Source organism: Pseudarthrobacter sp. RHLT3-21, from assembly GCF_059383495.1.
In genome coordinates this window covers 1-17164 of the sequence record NZ_JBWZCI010000001.1, presented here as the reverse complement: position 1 = coordinate 17164, position 17164 = coordinate 1, and the positions used below count along the sequence as shown (strand labels likewise).

The 17164-nt window shown below is 65.4% G+C and carries 14 protein-coding genes and 4 pseudogenes; 11 read left to right on the top strand and 7 right to left on the bottom strand.

Annotation, left to right across the window (positions count from 1 at the left end; all coding sequences use genetic code 11):
- Window positions 1-225 precede the first annotated feature (225 nt).
- Window positions 226-1254, top strand: a pseudogene (locus tag AC50YA_RS00090) (pirin family protein).
- Here AC50YA_RS00090 and AC50YA_RS00085 read toward each other — a convergent pair.
- Window positions 1240-2169 carry an N-acetylglucosamine kinase gene (locus AC50YA_RS00085; protein ID WP_494980822.1) on the bottom strand — a complete coding sequence of 310 codons (930 nt, stop codon included), beginning with the start codon at window positions 2167-2169 and terminating at the stop codon, window positions 1240-1242. The pseudogene AC50YA_RS00090 and the gene AC50YA_RS00085 overlap by 15 nt on opposite strands.
- A 140-nt stretch (window positions 2170-2309) precedes the next feature.
- Complete coding sequence (locus AC50YA_RS00080) at window positions 2310-3296, bottom strand: LysR substrate-binding domain-containing protein (RefSeq protein ID WP_494980377.1); 987 nt, start codon at window positions 3294-3296, stop codon at window positions 2310-2312.
- Between the two features lie 92 nt (window positions 3297-3388).
- Between AC50YA_RS00080 and AC50YA_RS00075 the strand changes: the two genes are divergently transcribed.
- Complete coding sequence (locus AC50YA_RS00075) at window positions 3389-4675, top strand: MFS transporter (protein WP_494980376.1); 1287 nt, start codon at window positions 3389-3391, stop codon at window positions 4673-4675.
- A 119-nt stretch (window positions 4676-4794) separates the two neighbouring features.
- Window positions 4795-5298, top strand: coding sequence for an Lrp/AsnC family transcriptional regulator (locus AC50YA_RS00070; RefSeq protein ID WP_111908434.1), 504 nt, complete (start codon window positions 4795-4797; stop codon window positions 5296-5298).
- Here AC50YA_RS00070 and AC50YA_RS00065 read toward each other — a convergent pair.
- Entirely contained in the window at window positions 5295-6536 is a 1242-nt protein-coding gene (locus AC50YA_RS00065) for an MFS transporter (protein ID WP_494980375.1), read from the bottom strand. The genes AC50YA_RS00070 and AC50YA_RS00065 overlap by 4 nt on opposite strands.
- Before the next feature lie 171 nt (window positions 6537-6707).
- On the opposite strand from AC50YA_RS00065, the gene AC50YA_RS00060 reads away from it, so the two are divergent.
- Genes AC50YA_RS00060 through corA form a run of 3 tightly spaced genes read left to right on the top strand, consistent with a single transcriptional unit; the run spans window position 6708 to window position 8676 of the window.
- Window positions 6708-7244: an Lrp/AsnC family transcriptional regulator gene (locus AC50YA_RS00060; RefSeq protein ID WP_494980374.1), complete on the top strand. Its 537-nt coding sequence runs from the start codon at window positions 6708-6710 to the stop codon at window positions 7242-7244.
- A gap of 9 nt (window positions 7245-7253) precedes the next feature.
- Window positions 7254-7679, top strand: a complete 426-nt coding sequence (locus AC50YA_RS00055) for a DUF1761 domain-containing protein (RefSeq protein ID WP_494980373.1) — start codon at window positions 7254-7256, stop codon at window positions 7677-7679.
- 1 nt (window position 7680) lies between these two features.
- The gene (gene corA, locus AC50YA_RS00050; protein ID WP_494980372.1) at window positions 7681-8676 is read left to right on the top strand and encodes a magnesium/cobalt transporter CorA; all 996 of its coding nucleotides are present in this window, start codon (window positions 7681-7683) and stop codon (window positions 8674-8676) included.
- Window positions 8677-8712: 36 nt separating this feature from the next.
- Here corA and AC50YA_RS00045 read toward each other — a convergent pair whose 3' ends face one another.
- Window positions 8713-10308 carry an ABC-F family ATP-binding cassette domain-containing protein gene (locus AC50YA_RS00045; protein ID WP_494980371.1) on the bottom strand — a complete coding sequence of 532 codons (1596 nt, stop codon included), beginning with the start codon at window positions 10306-10308 and terminating at the stop codon, window positions 8713-8715.
- Window positions 10309-10424: 116 nt separating this feature from the next.
- Window positions 10425-10769, bottom strand: a pseudogene (locus AC50YA_RS00040) (ABC transporter permease); the annotation flags it as partial.
- 4 nt (window positions 10770-10773) lie between these two features.
- On the opposite strand from AC50YA_RS00040, the pseudogene AC50YA_RS00035 reads away from it, so the two are divergent.
- From AC50YA_RS00035 to AC50YA_RS00015, 5 genes and pseudogenes are all read left to right on the top strand, one after another.
- Window positions 10774-11655 (top strand): annotated as a pseudogene (locus AC50YA_RS00035) (sensor histidine kinase); the annotation flags it as partial.
- Window positions 11652-12335, top strand: coding sequence for a response regulator (locus AC50YA_RS00030; protein WP_494980370.1), 684 nt, complete (start codon window positions 11652-11654; stop codon window positions 12333-12335). The pseudogene AC50YA_RS00035 and the gene AC50YA_RS00030, both read left to right, overlap by 4 nt.
- 146 nt (window positions 12336-12481) lie before the next feature.
- Window positions 12482-14464, top strand: coding sequence for an APC family permease (locus AC50YA_RS00025; RefSeq protein WP_494980369.1), 1983 nt, complete (start codon window positions 12482-12484; stop codon window positions 14462-14464).
- Window positions 14465-14475: 11 nt separating this feature from the next.
- A complete protein-coding gene (locus AC50YA_RS00020) occupies window positions 14476-15936 on the top strand; it encodes a TrkH family potassium uptake protein (protein ID WP_494980368.1) in 1461 nt (486 codons plus the stop codon).
- 156 nt (window positions 15937-16092) lie between these two features.
- Window positions 16093-16530: a helix-turn-helix domain-containing protein gene (locus AC50YA_RS00015; RefSeq protein ID WP_494980821.1), complete on the top strand. Its 438-nt coding sequence runs from the start codon at window positions 16093-16095 to the stop codon at window positions 16528-16530.
- Window positions 16531-16797: 267 nt separating this feature from the next.
- Here the strand turns inward: AC50YA_RS00015 and AC50YA_RS00010 are convergent.
- Both AC50YA_RS00010 and AC50YA_RS00005 read right to left on the bottom strand, forming a co-directional pair.
- A pseudogene (locus AC50YA_RS00010) lies at window positions 16798-16932 on the bottom strand (SDR family oxidoreductase); the annotation flags it as partial.
- Between the two features lie 37 nt (window positions 16933-16969).
- Window positions 16970-17164 (bottom strand): hypothetical protein (locus AC50YA_RS00005; RefSeq protein WP_494980367.1); only part of this gene is annotated, 195 nt, incomplete at its 5' end.

Below are 17164 nucleotides of genomic sequence, written 5' to 3'. Positions count from 1 at the left end.
CGGACTTACCTGTTCTGTTGGACGGCGTCGGACAGTGTTGGGTCATAAGCTCACTGATATTTACGGTAAACCAATCCGTTGCCAGCGTAACCGGATCAGCAGGGAATCCGGGCAAGCGAATCCCTACTGTAATCATTCGCAGGACAACCGCCCGCGGATGGGTCCTCGATCACGGCGTGCCGTGCTGCGCTTACGCCTGGCTCTGCCCCGGCCTAGAGTTGGACAGTGACCAACTTGGAAGTGGCTCCCCAGCAGGAACTTTGTCCGCCCGCCGGCCCCGAAGGTACGTCCGGCCCCTGCCTGCAGCTATGGCCGGAACGGGAGGTTCCGCTGGGCGGTGTACGGGCCATGAACGTCAGGCGCACGCTCCCGCAGCGCGGCCTGCCCACCATCGGCGCCTGGTGTTTCCTGGACAGTTTCGGTCCGGACCGCATTGCCATGTCCGTGTTCCCGCACCCGCACACCGGGCTGCAGACGGTGACTTGGCCGATTGCGGGGAACGTCCGGCACCGGGACAGCGTGGGCAGCGACGTGGTGGTCCGGCCGGGCGAGCTGAACATCATGACCGCCGGGCACGGGGTGTCCCACTCCGAGTTTGCCGTCCTGCCGGATTCCGACGCCGGCGCGCCGCTGCCCGTGCAGCGCGGCCTGCAGCTCTGGGTAGCGTTGCCGGACGCTGAACGCGACCGCGAACCCGCGTTCGAGCAGCACCGGGAACTGCCCTCGGTGACGGGGCCGGGTTTCACTGCGACGGTGATGGTGGGCGAATTCGCCGGAGCGGTGTCACCGGCCACGATGTAGTCCCCCATCGTCGGAGCAGACATCTCCTGCGAGGGCCTGGCCGTCCTGCCGTTGAACGCTCACTTTGAGCATGCCGTGCTGGTGCTCGACGGCGGACTGACGCTGGACGGGCAGGAGGTCCCGCCAGGGCCGCTGGGCTACCTGGGCGCGGGACGCCCGTCACTGGAGTTCCAGGCCCTGCCGGGCACGCGGTTCGTCCTGATCGGCGGGGAGCCTTTCCAGGAGGAACTGCTGATGTGGTGGAACTTCGTGGGCCGCACGCACGACGAAGTGGAGCAGGCCCGCGAGGACTGGGAAGCGCAGGCGGTCCTGGCCGATGATGCCGCCCGCGGGGCCCGCTACGGGCTGGTTGAAGGGCACAGCCCCGATGCAGGCACCGAAGCCGGCCGCATCCCCGCTCCCGTCATGCCGGCGGTCAGGTTGACGCCGCGGAAGCGGTCAGTGGGCCCCTGACTCTTCCGACACCAGCTTCAGGACGCCAAACACGGGGTCCTGGTCCAGGACACGGACATCGGTCACGCCGGCAGCCGCCAGGTGGCTCCGGAAGGCGTCCTGCAGCGGGACCACGTTCATGCCCAGTCCGCTGCCGAGAATGACCGGTCCGTCGATTCCAAGCTTCCGCAATGCCTGGGCGGCCAGGCCGGCAAGGTCCTGGCCGGCCTGGTCCAGCAGCTCCTGGCTGGCCGGGTGGCCTGCCGCGGCCGCGTCCACCACCAGGCGTGCCTGCTGGGCCCAGAACCGGCGGCCGGTATCCGGGGAGTGAAAAAGCGCAATCAGCCTGTTGGGGTGGTCCACTCCGCAGGCGGCAAGCAGCGCATCGGTCAGCTGGTCTACCGGGAGTCCCTGGTTCATCCGCCGCAGGCTGTGCCGGACCGCCTCACGGCCCAGCCAGTAGCCGCTGCCTTCGTCCCCGAGCAGGTAGCCCCAGCCGCCGGCCCGGGCCTCGTCGCCGGCGGCGTTCCGTCCCCAGGCGGCGGAGCCGGTTCCGGCAATGACGGCTACTCCGGTGCTGGCACCGCCCGCGGCTAGCAGCAGCCGCGAATCGTGGACTACCGTGACTTTGGCTCCCGGAACATGGGGTTCGATCAGGTCGGCGAGGGCGGCAGCGTCGTCGTCCGTGTCTATGCCCCCGGCCCCCGCATAAACCCGGGCCACACGGCCTCCCCCGATCCGGGCGAACAGATCCGCGAGGTTCAGTGCCGCCTGTTCGCGGCTGACGTTCTGGACGTTGGAGCTGCCGGCGGACTCGTCAGCCACGGCAACTCCGTCTTCAAACCTGACACCGCGGGTTTTTGTACCGCCGATGTCCAGGCCGATAATGACCCCTGTGAGGGGACCCGGGACGGCCGCAGACACGGGGCCGCCCACCGGCTGGCTTCGGGACGTTGTGGTCTGGGGGTGCTCGCTGTCAGTCACGCACCCAGCCTACTGAAATGCTGCCGGCGAATCGCCGCTGGGCCGCGGGCCGCCGTCGTGTCTCAACACGTCTTGCCTCAACTTCCCACGCTCTAGCCGTTCCCTGAGCGCGCGGCCACCAGGCCCGCCAGCAACCGGGGACCCTCCTGCAGGACCATCTCCCGGAAGAACCGGACCGGATCGGGCTCGGCATCGGGGCCAGGTTTCCGCCGGCGCCAGCCCAGCCCGATTTCCCGGTACGCAAGCCCGGATTCCAAGGCAAGCTCGACCCAGCCCAGGTTGCCCGTTTCCGGGCTGACATGGCGCCCCGGCGCATTGCCCCCGGGCGGCAGGATGCTGACACCAAGGCCCGCGGCGACCAGGCCACGGGCTGTGTGGGTGTCCTGGCTTTCGAACGCGATCCGCGGCCGGAATCCTGCCTCGCGGAACAGCGCATCGGTCAGTGACCGCATGCCGTACCCCGGCTCCAGCGCCACGAAGGGGTCCCGGCGGATGTCCTGCACGCTGACACTGCCCCGGCCGGCCAGCGGATGGCCGTGGTGAACCACCAGGCGGAGGGGCTCACGGTAGAGCGACGCCGAGGAGATGGTGCTGCTTGCGGACGGAACCGGGGCTGTCAGGGACAGGTCCGCCTGGCCCGAGGCGAGCTCCGCGAGGCAGGTGTCCCGCGCGCCCTGGCTGAGAGTGAAACCGGCCTCCGGATGGCGGCTGCGGAAGGCACTGATGAGCAGCGGCAGGGTGGCCTCGCCGAACGTGTGCTGAAAGGACAGGGACACTTTCCCCCGCACCACGTCCGACTCGTGCCGCACCAGGTCCAGTCCGGCCTGGAATTCGGTCAGGGCCGACTCGATGTACGGCAGCAACGTCCGGGCGGCAGCCGTGAGGCGGATGCCCCGTCCGTCACGGATCAGCAGTTCGGTTCCGACGACGGCGCTGGCCCGGGACAGTGCCCGGCTCACCGTGGACTGGGGTACTCCAAGGAGCTCGGCTGTTTCCGTGACGTGCTGGGTCCGGCCCAGTTCGGCCAGGATGGGGAGCAGTGGCAGTAGCTTCACCAACTGTTTGTGGTCGGCGTGCATTGGCCCCACCCTTCCGAATGTTCCATTTTGGACATGAATTGTGCCTAAAAGATGCATTGGAAGCATACATGGCGGGCGCCTACCCTTGAGCTATGCCACAAAATGCCGCAGCTCCAGGAACCTTCGCTCCACCGCAGGGTGACTGGGCGGGACATCCCAAAGGCTCCGCTGCCTACAACAAGATCCTGGCCGGCCTGGCCTTCGCGGGCGTGGCAACGTTCGCCCAGCTCTACTCCACCCAGGCGGTCTTGCCGCTCCTGGCCGCAGACCTGAAGGTGACCGCGGCAGAGGCAGCATTGACCATTTCGCTGGCCACCGTGGGCCTGGCCATCACCGTCATTCCCTGGTCCTTCCTGGCGGACAGGATCGGCCGGGTCAAGGCCATGGCATGGGGCATCTCCGCTGCTACCGTCCTGGGCCTCCTGGTACCGCTCGCCCCCACCTTCGGCGCACTGCTTGGCTTGCGGCTCCTCGAAGGCATGGCACTAGGCGGGATCCCGGCCATCGCCATCGCCTACCTGAACGAGGAAGTGAACAGGGCCCACGCGGCTATGGCCGCAGGCAGCTACGTTGCCGGCACAACGCTGGGCGGGCTGGCCGGCCGGCTGGTGGCCGGCCCGGCAGGTGAGTTATGGGGCTGGCGCACAGCCGCTTTGGCTGTGTCCCTGCTGGCAACGGTGGCCGCAGTGCTCTTCCTGGTCCTGGTTCCGAAGGCGAAAGGGTTCACCGCCGCCAAGGCCGCCGGGCTGCGCGGTGCCATGACGACGTTGGGCGGGCATGTGCGCAATCCCCGGCTGCTGGCGCTTTACATCCAGGCCTTCCTGATGATGGGCGGGTTTGTGGCCGTCTACAACTACCTTGGCTTCCGTCTGTCCGCCGAGCCCTTCACGCTGCCTGCCACCCTCATCAGCCTGATCTTCCTGGCCTACCTTTCGGGAACGTTCTCGTCCCGGTGGGCCGGCGGGCTGACGGCCAGATTCGGCCGCAGGAACGTGCTGCTCGTGGGCATCGTATTGATGGTGGCCGGGCTGGCTCTGACGCTGACACCGGTTCTCGCCCTGATCCTTGCCGGCCTGGTGGTCTTCACCGGCGGCTTCTTCGCGGCCCACAGCATCGGCGCCGGCTGGACCGGAAGCATCGCCACCACCGGCCGCGCCCAGGCGTCATCGCTCTACAACCTGGCCTATTACCTGGGCTCGAGCGTCATCGGCTGGGCGGGCGGACTGGTGTTCCAGTCCCTGGGCTGGACGGCGCTTGCCGCGGCACTCATGGTCCTGGCGTGCATCACGGCGGCGACAGTCGCCGTCGTACATCCCCGGGGGAACCACAAAACGGCAGCGCCCGCCACACCAGGGCGGGCGGAAACCGCGCGGCCGTAGAACTATCGGCCAACAAATCGCGCGTCTGTCTGGCGATTATTCGGCGCAACGGGTCGATCAGGGGTGATCGGACGGAAACCGACGTCTAGGATGAACTGACGGACATTCAAGGAGATTCCATGAGCAGCAACCCAAAGAACATCCGGCCGGCCAGCCACTTTGAGCCGCTGGATGCCATTGATGAACGGCTTCTCGCCGCTTTGGTGGACGATGCACGGATCTCCAACAAGCAGTTGGCAGAACTCGTGGGCATCGCCCCGTCCACCGCGCTTATGCGGACCCGTGCATTATCCGAACGTGGCATCGTCCAGGGATTTGAGGCGAAGCTCAGCCTCTCGGCCATCGGCAGGTCCGTCCAGGCACTGGTAGCCGTCCGGTTGAGGGCCCACGACCGGGACCAGATCGACCGCTTTACCGCCCGCGTTCCGCACCTGCCCGCGGTCCTCTCCACGTTCCACACGTCAGGCTCCGTGGACTACCTTCTGCACATCGCCGTTGCCAGCACCGAGGATCTGCGCGACTGGGTCCTGGACAATCTCGCCACCGATCCCGTGGTGGGCCACACCGAGACCACCCTCGTCTTTGAGCACATCCAGGGGAACCACGGTCCGCTGCCGGACTAGGCTCCCCGCTGCAGTGCTGTCCGAAGCGTCACGGCGGACAGCCCCAGTGCGGCGGCGCTGCAAAGCACCACAAAGCCCGTGACCGCCGCCGGCAGCCCGAACACCGCTGTGGCCCAGCCCAGCCCGATGACCGGCACAGCGCTGCCCAGGTACGTGATGACGTAAACGGTGCTGATGACCTGGGCATGTTGCGACGATTCCACTTTGGCGGCTACATCATTGAAGACCGTGCGGAAGGCGACACCCTGCCCCAGCCCCGCGCAGATGCTGGCAGCAGCCAGCAGCAGCGGACTGCTCCAGGCGGCCGCTGCCGCCAGGAGCAGCACCGATGCTCCCAGGACCGCCAGCCCGGCGGGCACCACAAAGCGGCCCCGCACGGACAGCACCTGGCTCAGGGCTGAGGCGGCGAGCGTCATCCCGGCCAGGGCGCCGATCAACGGGCGTGAATCCGTGTGAACGATCGGGGCGAAATAGGCCGGTGCAAGCGACAGACAGAATCCAAAGACGGAAAAGCTGAGGAATCCGACGGCGGCCGCCAGCCAGAACGCGCCCCTCGCCTCGGTGGACACCGATGGCCGGCGGGGAGCCAGGACCAGGACGGGGCGCCGGCCGGCCGGAAGCTTGATGGCTGGCCGGGCCTGAAGCAGGTACAGCGGCACCAGCATTCCCGCCAGGACAAGTGAGTGAACGTAGTACGGGGCGGTGGTGGGCCCCGGCAGCAGCGACAGGAGGCCGCCGATGACCGGACCGGCCGCCACCCCTCCCGCCGTCGCCAGCAGGGTGAAGCGCGTGGCCCACTCCGGCCGGGTCGGGAGCAGTTCCCGCAGCGCGGCGGCACTGGCACCCGTGGCGAGGGCAACGGCCACGCCTTGAAGGGCCCGTCCGGCAGAGAGCGCCACCAGGTTTTCGGCCTGCGAGAAGACCCAACTGCCCGCCAGCCCGGCGAGTACAGCCAGGATGAGCGCCGCCCGCCGGCCGATGTGGTCCGACCAGTGGCCGGCCAGCATCAGCGTTGCCACCAGCGCCAGGACATAGCTGGCAAAGGCCGCCGTCACCCCGAGTGCCGAGAGGCCGAGGCTGGCCTGGAGCAGCGGGTACAGGGGCGTGGCCAGGTTCGCTCCGACCAGCAAGGTGAAGATGACGGCACCGGCCATCACCAGCCGTGCGGTGGTGGATGCATCCCAGCCCTGACGCCCGGCGGTGGCCGGACGCATGCGGAGTTCATTGAAGACTGTCATTGGTGCTGCTGCCTTGGCGTCGACCGGGGCGGGAGGTCCTTGTGGGAAGCCGCCCCGGCTGGAAATTGATACCTAAAGAATGCTTCACTGTTGACTGATTGGGTCCTTGCAAGTGGAACAATTGAGCAAAATACCCAATTTCTTGTGCCACCAATAACTGAAAGTGACAGTTTGCCTACCCTTGATCCCACTGACCTGAAGATCCTGCTGGAACTCATCCGCGATCCCCGCGTCCAGATCGGCGAGCTGGCCGAGATGCTGGGGATTGCACGCAATACTGCGCAGGCGCGTGTGCGGCGCCTGCTGCGTGCCGGGGTACTCCATGACGGCGGCCGCGAGATCGACCTCGAGGCGGTGGGGTACGACGTCGTCGCTTTCGTCACGATTGAAGTGACGCACCGGGAGCTGGACGGAGTTGTGGGCGCCCTCCGGCTGCTCCCCCAGGTCCTGGAGGTCCACGAGATCTCCGGGCGGGGTGATGTCTGGTGCCGGGTGGTGGCCACCGATACGCACAATCTGCAGTCCGCCCTCCGCCAGATCCTCCGCATCAAGGGTGTCATCCGGACCGAAACAGTCCTGGCGCTTCACACCCACATTCCGTACCGGACCGAACCCCTGATCAGCCGCCTCGCACAGGCCGTTCCCGGCACCCCAACACGGCCCAGGGAATTGTCCGGGCGCGGCGGCGGGTCCCCTCAAGGCAGTTAGGATTCGAGCATGGATTGGCTTTCACATATTTCACAGATCAACTGGCTCGCCGTGGCGCTGGCCTTCATCTCGAGCATGGCTATCGGCTTTGTCTGGTACATGCCGGCCGTGCTGGGCAAGCGGTGGATGGCCGCCATCGGAAAGACTGAAGAGGACCTCAAGAACATTGGCGGCGGCGCGGGGATCTGGGTTCCCATGATGGTTGCGGCCGCCCTGACCGCCGTTCTGCTGGCTGTCCTGATCAGCAAGCTGGGCCTGGACAGTGCACTGGCGGGCGGCTGGTTCGCCCTAGTGCTCGCACTGGTGTTCCGCGCCGGGGGGCATGTCATCCATAACGGGTTCGCAGGCCGCCCCACGGCTGTCACCCTGATCGATTCCGGACACGACCTGCTCGCCATAACGGTGTCCGGCGCGATCATCGGGGCCATGTCCTGACGTGACCATCATCGACAATGCCGTTTACGTGGACGGCGTCCGCAGCGCGGAGCCGGAGAGCCTGGAGCAGACTTTCGAAACCCTCTCGGAGCACGGGGGCATGGCCTGGATCGGGCTGTACCGGCCCACGGCGGCGGAAATGACCGCTGTGGCCACCGAATTCGGGCTGCATCCGCTGGCGGTGGAGGACGCCATTTCGGCGCACCAGCGTCCCAAGCTGGAACGGTACGAGGACAGCCTTTTTACGGTGCTGCGCCCGGCGCGGTACCTGGATGCCACCGAGACAGTGGAGTTCGGCGAGCTGCACATCTTCACCGGCCGGAATTTTGTGGTCACCATCCGCCATGCCGAAATGGCCGGCGTTGCCCGGGTGAGGCGGCGCCTGGAGGGCCGCCCCGACCTGCTCCGGCACGGCCCGGAATCTGTTCTGTACGCGCTGCTGGACCTGGTGGTGGACGACTACGCGCCGGTGGTGGCCGGGCTGGAAAACGACATTGACGAGATCGAGGACCAGCTCTTCAGCGGGGACACCAACGTCTCCCGCCGCATCTATGAACTGGCCCGCGAAGTCATCCAGTTCCAGCGCGCCATCCATCCCCTGCCGGACATGATGCAGCAGCTCAAGCGGGGCTTTGAAAAGTACGGCGTGGATTCTGAACTGCAGCACAGCCTGCGGGACGTCGAGGACCATGTGGAACGGGTCATCTCGCGCGCGGATTCATTCCGTGACCTGTTGCAGAACGCCCTCACGCTGGACGGAACGCTGACCGCCAACCGGCAGAACCAGGCCAGCGCCGAACAGAACGAACAGGTCAAGAAGATCTCCTCATGGGCGGCGATTTTCTTTGCGCCTTCCTTCGTGGCCGGGGTCTACGGGATGAACTTCGACCACATGCCCGAACTCCACTGGACCGTCGGCTACCCGATGGCCATCGGGCTGATGGCAGCCACCGCAACCCTGATGTATGCCATCTTCAAACGGAAAGGCTGGCTGTAAGGCTGGATCCGATGCGGGGATTCAGGTGGCGCGGCCTCAGGCGACCTGAAGGTCCACGGTCCCGTGGCCCGACGCTTCAGCGCTGAACACCAGACGGCGGTTGGCGATCTTGTCAGTGAAGAAACGGTCGTGGCTGACCACCACCACTGCGCCCGGGAAATGCAGCAGGGCGCGCTCCATGACCTGGGTGCTGGAGAGGTCCAGGTGGTTGGTGGGCTCATCCAGCAGCAGGACCGAGGCACCGGAAAGCAGGCATTGGGCCATGGCCACGCGGGCGCGCTGGCCGCCTGAGAGGTTGCCGATCCTTTGCTTGAGATCAGCTTCGGAGAACTGGAACATGGCCAGGAACCTGTTCACCGACTTCTTCGTCGCAGTCAATGCCAGGCTGTCAGGCATCGCGTTGACCGCATGGGTGACGGTGTCGTCGTCGTCCAGTCCTTCCAGGACCTGGTTGTAGGAGACCATTCCGGCGCCCTTGGCCCAGGCCACGCTGCCTGAATCGGCAGGCTCTTCGCCGGTGAGTGCCCGGAGCAACGTGGTCTTTCCGCTGCCGTTGGACCCGATGACGGCGATCCGGTTACCGCGCCCGATCTCGAAACTGAGGCCGCTGAACAGTGTCCTGCCGCCGTAGGCCTTGCTCAGGGATTCCACCCGGCACAGGACGTCCTTGACGTACAGGCCGCCGTAGATCTCCGTGATGATCTGGTCCACTGGCCGGGGCGCCCGGGACTTCTTGATCCTGGCAAGCTGGTTTGCCAGTCCCTTGCCTGCCGCCTTGGCCGCTTCCCGCCGGTCCGAGATGCCCTCGGCTTCGAAGGCGAGCAGCTCGGACTCATGGACGAACTGGCTCTCCAGGCTCTTGAGCTTGAACTGCTTCGCCACCACGTACTCGGCGAAGTTGCCCGGGTATTCGTGGAGGTGGAAATTCTCCACCTCCATGATCCGGGTAACAACGGAATCCAGGAACTTCCGGTCGTGCGAGACGATGATCGCAGCGCCTTTGAAGGTCCGGAACCAGCCTTCGAGCCATTCGACGCCGGCTACGTCAAGATAGTTCGTGGGTTCATCAAGCAGGAGGACGTCCGGGGCTTCCAGCAGGATCTTTGCCAGTGCTGCCCGGTTCCGCCAGCCGCCGGAGAGCTCGTCGATGGCGCAGGTGCGGTGGTGGTCGCTGAAGCCGAGGGTGGTCAGTACTTTGTCGATGCTGCGCTGATAGTCCCAGCCATCCAGCCGGTCCATCGCCTCAAAGAGTTCGGACTGGCGGTGGATCAGTTCATCCAGCCGCGCTGCGTCCGAGGAGTCGGCGGCGATGGCCGCGTCGATGCCGGCGAGCTCGGCTTCGATCTCTTTCACGTGGGCGAACAGCCCGTCAAGGACCTCTGCGATGGTGGCTTCGCCGTTCAACTCTGAGAACTGCGAGAAGTAGGCGGCCTTGGTTCCGAGCTCGACGGCGACCGTCCCGGCATCGGGAGCCACCTGGCCCTGGATCAGCTTCAGGATGGTGGACTTGCCCGAACCGTTCTTGCCGATCAGGCCGACCCTGTCCCCTGCTTCAAGCTTGAAAAAGGCCTCGCGGAGAACCTGGGTTTTGTCAAAGCTCACGTTGACGTCGTTCAGCCGGATCAAACTCATTGATGGTGTCCAATCCAGTGTTAGTAACTTCCGATCCCCGATGGACAAGTTTACGTTAGGTGTGAGGGCGCCGATGGACGCAGGACTCTCCGCCCACGACCCTGGCCGGCCTGGGCTTAGGCGATCTTGCGCCGGTACGCGGCCATGGCGAAGACGTAGGCGAGGACGAGGATCCCGACGCACCATGCGAGAGCGATCCAGATGTCGCTGCCGACAGGTCGTTGTGCAAACAGATCCTGGATCGTGTTGACGATCGACGTAACCGGCTGGTTCTCAGCGAAGACGCGCACGGGACCCGGCATGGTGTCCGTGGGGACGAAAGCCGAACTGATGCACGGCAGGAAGATGAGCGGGTAGGAGAATCCGCCGGCGCCGTCCACGGACTTCGCTGACAGGCCGGCGATGATTGCCAGCCAGGTGAGCGCCAGGGTGAACAGTGCCAGGATTCCGGCAACAGCGAGCAAGCTCGGGGCGTTCGGGGTGCACCTCGCCGCCCAGCTGGAGAGACAGCAATTGGCCGCCAGCCGCCGCGAGGTGCTCCGCCTCGCTGAAGGCAACACCATGCGCACTTCCATCCTGCGTGCCGTGTCCCACGACCTCCGAACACCCCTGGCCAGCATCAAACTCGCCGTCGGGAGCCTCCTCCAAAAAGACGTGCAGTACGGCCCCGAACTTGCCCACGAACTGCTCCTGGCCATCGATGAATCCTCGGACCGGCTGGACCTGCTCGTGGGGAACCTGCTCGACATGTCCCGGATCACCACGGACGCGGCCAACCCGCTGCCGAAACGGGTGCGCTGGAACGACGTCATCCCGGCCGCCCTCCACGGCATCCCCGCCGGGAGCGCGCGTATGGAACTGCCACCGAACATGCCCGAAATCGAGGCAGACCCGGGCATGCTCGAGCGCGTCATAGCAAATATCGTCGAAAACGCCGTCAAGTACGCGCCCGGATCCGATCTGGTCCTGGTCGGCACTGCCGGCGGACTCAGCACCGAAACACTGGCAGGCCAACCCGCAGGTGAACTCCGCATCATCGATCACGGCCGGGGCGTCTCCGCGGAAAACGTCGTTGAAATGTTCCGGCCCTTCCAACGGCTCACCGATGTTCCCCAGACGACAGGCGTCGGCTTGGGCCTGGCCGTCGCGAAAGGGTTCACCGAGGCAATGGGTGGCACACTGACAGCAGAACAAACCCCTGGAGGAGGACTCACCATGGTCATCAGGCTGCCACTGTCCACAGGCGTACCCGCCCGCTACACAACAGCCCAAGCGCCAGTGAAGCCCCAGTCCCTATTGTCCGGATGGACATCGCGCCATCAGCCCTCCACCCAGGAAAAACCATGACTTCCGTCCTCGTAGTCGACGATGACCCGCACCTGCTTAAGGTCCTCAACATCGCCCTCCAGGCCAACGGTTACGCCGTCATTACCGCCACAGACGGCCAATCAGCCCTTCTCTCGGCTACACAGCATGCCTTTGCCCTCATCATCGTGGATCTCGGCCTGCCCGACATCGACGGCATAGCAGTCATCAAACAACTACGGACCTGGAACGAAGTCCCGATCCTCGTCCTGTCGGCCCGCCACACCTCCGATGACAAAGTCGAAGCCTTGGACGCCGGCGCCGACGCCGACGACTACATCACCAAGCCATTCGGCCCGGACGAACTCCTCGCCCGTCTCCGCGCCCTGCTCCGCCGGACCGCGGATCACAAAACACCCGAAGCCGTCATCACAACCGATAACTTCACCGTCGACCTTGCCAAGCATCGTGTCACCCGCGATGGCACCGATGTCCGCCTGACACCCATCGAGTGGAACATCCTGGAGATCCTGGTCAGAAACCCCGAAAAACTCATCACCCAACGCCAACTCCTGACCGAGGTCTGGGGACCCGCGTACGCCAAAGACGCAAACTACCTCCGCGTCTACATGGCCCAGCTGCGCCGCAAACTCGAACCCGACACCGGAAACCCCCGCCATCTCCTGACCGAAGCAGGCATCGGCTACAGATTCCAGCCCTGACGAGGTCCGCCGGGTAACACCAGCGCTGGCGGCGTTAAGGATGCGTTAAGATCCTGGGTTTGCCCGCTGGGGGCCCCTGGCGCGGTGCTACGCTCCGTTGGTTATTCACAGCAATCCCGCCTGGGCGGGGTAAAGAAAGTAACCCGTTGACTGCACCCACCCGCTTCTCCATTCCCGCCAGCGTTCCCAACCCGGAACGCGACGGGGGACCCGGAAACGGGCTCACCCGGTGGCTGCTGGAACACACGGTCCACCAGCCGGTGGGCCCGGAAACTGCGGAGGACCATGCACCCACCCAGAGCTGGTGGAAGGTCATGTGCCTCACCGGGGTGGACTATTTTTCCACCCTCTCCTACTTGCCCGGTATCGCGGCCCTCGCCGCCGGGGCGCTCTCCCCGCTGGCCACCCTGCTGATAGTCGGCCTCACCCTGCTGGGCATGCTGCCGATGTACCGGAGGGTCGCCCACGAAAGCCCCCACGGACAGGGATCGGTGGCCATGCTGGAAAAGCTCCTGCCGTTCTGGCGCGGGAAAATCTTTGTGCTCATCCTGCTCGGCTTCGTCGCCACCTCCTGGATCATCACCATCACCCTGTCCGCCGCCGACGCCACCGTCCACATGCTCGAGAACCCCTACTTGCCGCCCTTCCTGGACGGCCAGGCAGTCGCCATCACCGTGGTGCTCCTGCTCATCCTCGGCGGGGTGTTCCTGCTCGGATTCTCCGAGGCGGTCGCCGTCGCCATCCCCCTGGTGGGCATCTTCCTCGTGCTCAACGCGGTGGTCATCGGTGTGGGGCTGTACGACGCCGTCACCCAGCCGGGTGCCATGACTGACTGGACCGCGGCGCTCACCTCCTCCGGAACCGGCTTCGGCGACATCGCAGGACCCGCCCTGCTCGCCTTCCCACTGCTGGTCCTGGGCCTGTCCGGCTTCGAGACCGGCGTCAGCATGATGCCACTGGTCGCGGCCAAGGGCGCCACCGCCCAGGAACGCCTGGCCGCCCGTGTCCGGAACACCCGCAAGCTCCTCACCACCGCAGCCCTGATCATGAGCGTGTACCTCCTGGGCAGCAGTTTCGTGACGACGGTGCTGATCCCCGCCGAGGCCTTCCAGGCAGGTGGCGAGGCCAACGGCCGTGCCCTGGCCTACCTCGCCCACGAACTGCTGGGCAACGGCTTCGGTTCCGTCTACGACGTCAGCAGCATCCTGATCCTGTGGTTCGCCGGCGCGTCCGCCATGGCCGGACTGATTAACATCGTTCCCCGCTACCTTCCGTCCTACGGCATGGCCCCGGACTGGTCCCGGGCCGTGCGCCCGGTCGTTCTGGTGTACACCGCCATCAGCATCCTGATCACCATCGGTTTCAACGCCGACGTCAACGCCCAGGCCGGCGCGTACGCCACCGGCATCCTGGCCATGATGGTTTCCGGCGCCGTCGCGGTCAGCATCTCCGCCGCCCGCAGCAAGAGGCGGGGCGCCACCGTCGGCTTCACCATCCTGACCCTGATCCTGCTGTACGCGCTGGGGGCCAATGTGATCGCCAAGCCGGACGGAATCGCAATCTCCGGCTTCTTCATCCTGGGCATCATCGTGGTGTCCCTGGTCTCCCGGGTCAGCCGCACCACCGAACTCCGGGTCCACAAGATCGAGTTCGACGACGAAGCCCGCCGCTTCATCACCGACACGCTCGACTTTGACGGGCGGATCAACCTGATCGCCAACCGTCCCCAGGCCCGCGACGCCGCCGAATACCGCGAGAAGGAAGCCGAGCAGCGGGCGAACAACCCTGTTCCCGGAACCGCCGACGTGATCTTCCTGGAGATCGAAGTCACCGACCCCTCTGGCTTCAGCGACGTCCTCGAGGTGCGCGGCATCGAAGTGGACGGACACCGCGTCCTCCGTGCCGAAAGCCCGGCCGCTCCCAACGCCATCGCCGCCATCCTGCTGGCCCTCCGCGACGCCACCGGCGTCCGGCCCCACGCCTACTTCGAATGGGCCGAAGGCAATCCCCTGGCGCACCTCATGCGCTACCTGCTGCTGGGCCGCGGCGACACCGCCCCCGTGGTCCGCGAGATCATCAGGGAAAACGAGCCCGAACCGGACCGCCGACCCGGCATCCACGTGGGCTGACGGGCAGTCCGATGACCGCACGTGGTGCCATCCCCGGCGTGAAGGGACCTGTCCCCCTGACGAAGGGCAGCGGCCTTGGCCGTGGCCCTGCACGGTGGAAGGGCAAAGCAGTCAAAGCCGGCAAGGACAACGCCGTCCGGCGGGCCCTCTCGCACCCGGTCCGTTCGGTACCCCTGGCATTCCTTGCAGTCATCATCCTGGGAGCATCCCTGCTGATGCTGCCAGCCGCCCGGACCGGCAGCGACCCCGCAACCGACCCTCTGATGGCCGCGCTCTTCACCGCCGTCTCAGCTGTCTGCGTCACCGGGCTGATCACGGTGGACACGGCCACGTACTGGACGCCGTTCGGGCAGAGCGTGATCCTGGGACTGATCCAGGTAGGCGGGTTCGGCATCATGACGCTGGCCACGCTCCTAGCCCTGCTGGTCCGCAAAAGCATCGGCCTGCGCGGCCAACTGGTGGCGCAATCCGAAACGCACACGCTCAACCTGGGCGATGTCCGCGCCGTGCTGCTCCGCGTGGCCAAGGTCATGGTCGGCATAGAGGCAGCCACCGCCGCGGTCCTGACCGGGCGTTTCTGGCTGGCCTACGACCAGAATCCGGCCACGGCGCTGTGGCACGGAGTGTTCCACGCCGTCTCGTCGTTCAACAATGCCGGCTTCGCGCTGTACAGCGACAACCTCATCGGCTTCGCCGAGGACCCCTGGATCATCGTTCCCATCTGTACCGCTATTATGGCCGGCGGCCTGGGGTTCCCGGTCATCATCCAACTGCTCCGGGGAAACCTCAAAGCCAGCAACTGGAGCGTCCACCTCCGCCTGACCATCTACGGCACGCTGGTGCTCCTTGCTGCCGGCATCGGGCTCTTCGCCGCTTTCGAATGGAACAGGGACGAAACACTCGGCGGCCTGTCCCTGACCGGCAAGCTGCTGGGTTCCCTGGCCGGCGGCGTCTTCCCCCGAACGGCCGGCTTCAACAGCATCGACTACGGTGTGGCGTCACCGGAAACGCTCATGGTCACCAACATCCTGATGTTCATCGGCGGCGGTAGCGCCGGCACCGCCGGCGGCATCAAGATCACCACGTTCCTGGTACTGGGTTTCTCCATCTGGAACGAGGTCCGCGGCCGCGACGAGGTGACCATCGCCCACCGCTCCATCAGCGCCTCCTCCCAACGCCAGGCCCTGTCCGTGGCGCTGCTGGGTGTGGCCGCGGTGGTGGGCGGCACCCTGGCGCTGCTGATGCTGACCGACTACAGCCTGGAAAAAGTACTGTTCGAAGCAATCTCCGCGTTCGCCACCGTGGGGATGAGCACCGGCATCACCTACAACCTCCCGCCGTCGGCCGAATGGGTGCTTATGGCACTGATGTTCATTGGCCGAATCGGCACCGTGACGGTCGCGTCCGCGCTGGCATTGTCCTCACGACCGCGCCTCTACAGCCTGCCTGAGGAACGCCCCATCATCGGCTGATAGGCAGTTCGGTGCGGACGCAATGCCATGGCCTTTGGTTTTGAAACGTCGGGCTGGCCAAAAACAGGCAAGAGAAAAGCCCCCTAACCCAACGTTTCCGCAGGTCAAAGGACCTTCTTTGTGGAGCTAAGGAGATTCGAACTCCTGACCTCTTCGATGCGAACTCAGAATAGCGCAGGTTCACACGCTCTCACTAAAACACTGCCTGACCTGCGGGAACGCTTTTCGAGCTTCACGGTAGGTCATGGCGACTCACGCCGTGTTCACGCAGGTTCACGGTCAAAGTGTTATTCAAAGTGTTATTTCCTTGGCCAAGTACAACTGAGCCGCCGTCACGCCAGTCCACGCATAGACGTCAGCGTGAACACAACTAACGAGAAAACAAGTGACGGCGTCCCCGGGATACCGACGAGACTGATGACCCGCGCCGAGGCTGCAACTTACCTCCGGCGGTCGACCGGGACGCTCAATAACTGGGCTTCGCAGCGGAAGGGGCCGCCCTATTTCCGGCAGGAACACGGTGCTGTCGTGTACGCGGTGGAAGATCTGGCCGAGTGGCTTGCGGCACAACGTGTCATGCCGAAGGTGGCGTAATGGCAAACCACGAGACACGGCCAGGATCTTGGGGAAAGATGCCACCGGCCAAGAAGACCCCAACGGGCTCTGGAAAGCGACCGGCCGATACAAAACCAACGACGGTAAGTTGGTCCAAAGGTTCCGGACCGGCAAAACCGCGCGCAGGGCGGAGGACGCCCTTCTTGAGCTCTTCCAGAAAATGGCAGCCGAGGACGAGCAGAAGTCCACGGCGAGGAGGGAAAATCCGGCGTCGGAGCGCTCAACCGGAGCCGACCCCCCGGCGATTCGGACCGTTATGCCGGTGGCGTAGCCTGCATCGTCGGAGAGAAGCCAGACAGCCGCTCCCGCGATCTCGTCGGGCTTCCCCGCACGGCCCATCGGGATCGCAGCCGCGACCTTGGCAAAAGCGAAGGCGTTCAAAGCAGCCTCAGGCCCGTCCCGAAAACGACCGTATTCGCTACAACCCAGCCGACTCGTTCAAAGGATGTGACTGTTCGACAACGGCGTCAGCGGGTCCACGACGGAACGCCCCCAGTTCTCCAATGTTAGCTGCAACTTTAAACTGACCAGAGACGGCAATTTGGATTGACCGTTCGCGGCAGTGGTTTTGACCAGTGGCTGCAAGTACTTTTGACCAGTTCTTGGCCGTGCG

Bases quoted from the DNA above. Each gene is read 5' to 3' on its own strand.
- AC50YA_RS00070 (WP_111908434.1), top strand. From the start codon at position 4,795: ATGAGCAGCAACCCAAAGAACATCCGGCCGGCCAGCCACTTTGAGCCG.
- AC50YA_RS00055 (WP_494980373.1), top strand. From the start codon at position 7,254: ATGGATTGGCTTTCACATATTTCACAGATCAACTGGCTCGCCGTGGCG.
- AC50YA_RS00020 (WP_494980368.1), top strand. From the start codon at position 14,476: ATGACCGCACGTGGTGCCATCCCCGGCGTGAAGGGACCTGTCCCCCTG.
- AC50YA_RS00075 (WP_494980376.1), top strand. From the start codon at position 3,389: ATGCCACAAAATGCCGCAGCTCCAGGAACCTTCGCTCCACCGCAGGGT.
- AC50YA_RS00045 (WP_494980371.1), bottom strand. From the start codon at position 10,308: ATGAGTTTGATCCGGCTGAACGACGTCAACGTGAGCTTTGACAAAACC.
- AC50YA_RS00080 (WP_494980377.1), bottom strand. From the start codon at position 3,296: ATGCACGCCGACCACAAACAGTTGGTGAAGCTACTGCCACTGCTCCCC.
- AC50YA_RS00065 (WP_494980375.1), bottom strand. From the start codon at position 6,536: ATGACAGTCTTCAATGAACTCCGCATGCGTCCGGCCACCGCCGGGCGT.
- AC50YA_RS00030 (WP_494980370.1), top strand. From the start codon at position 11,652: ATGACTTCCGTCCTCGTAGTCGACGATGACCCGCACCTGCTTAAGGTC.
- AC50YA_RS00015 (WP_494980821.1), top strand. From the start codon at position 16,093: ATGCGAACTCAGAATAGCGCAGGTTCACACGCTCTCACTAAAACACTG.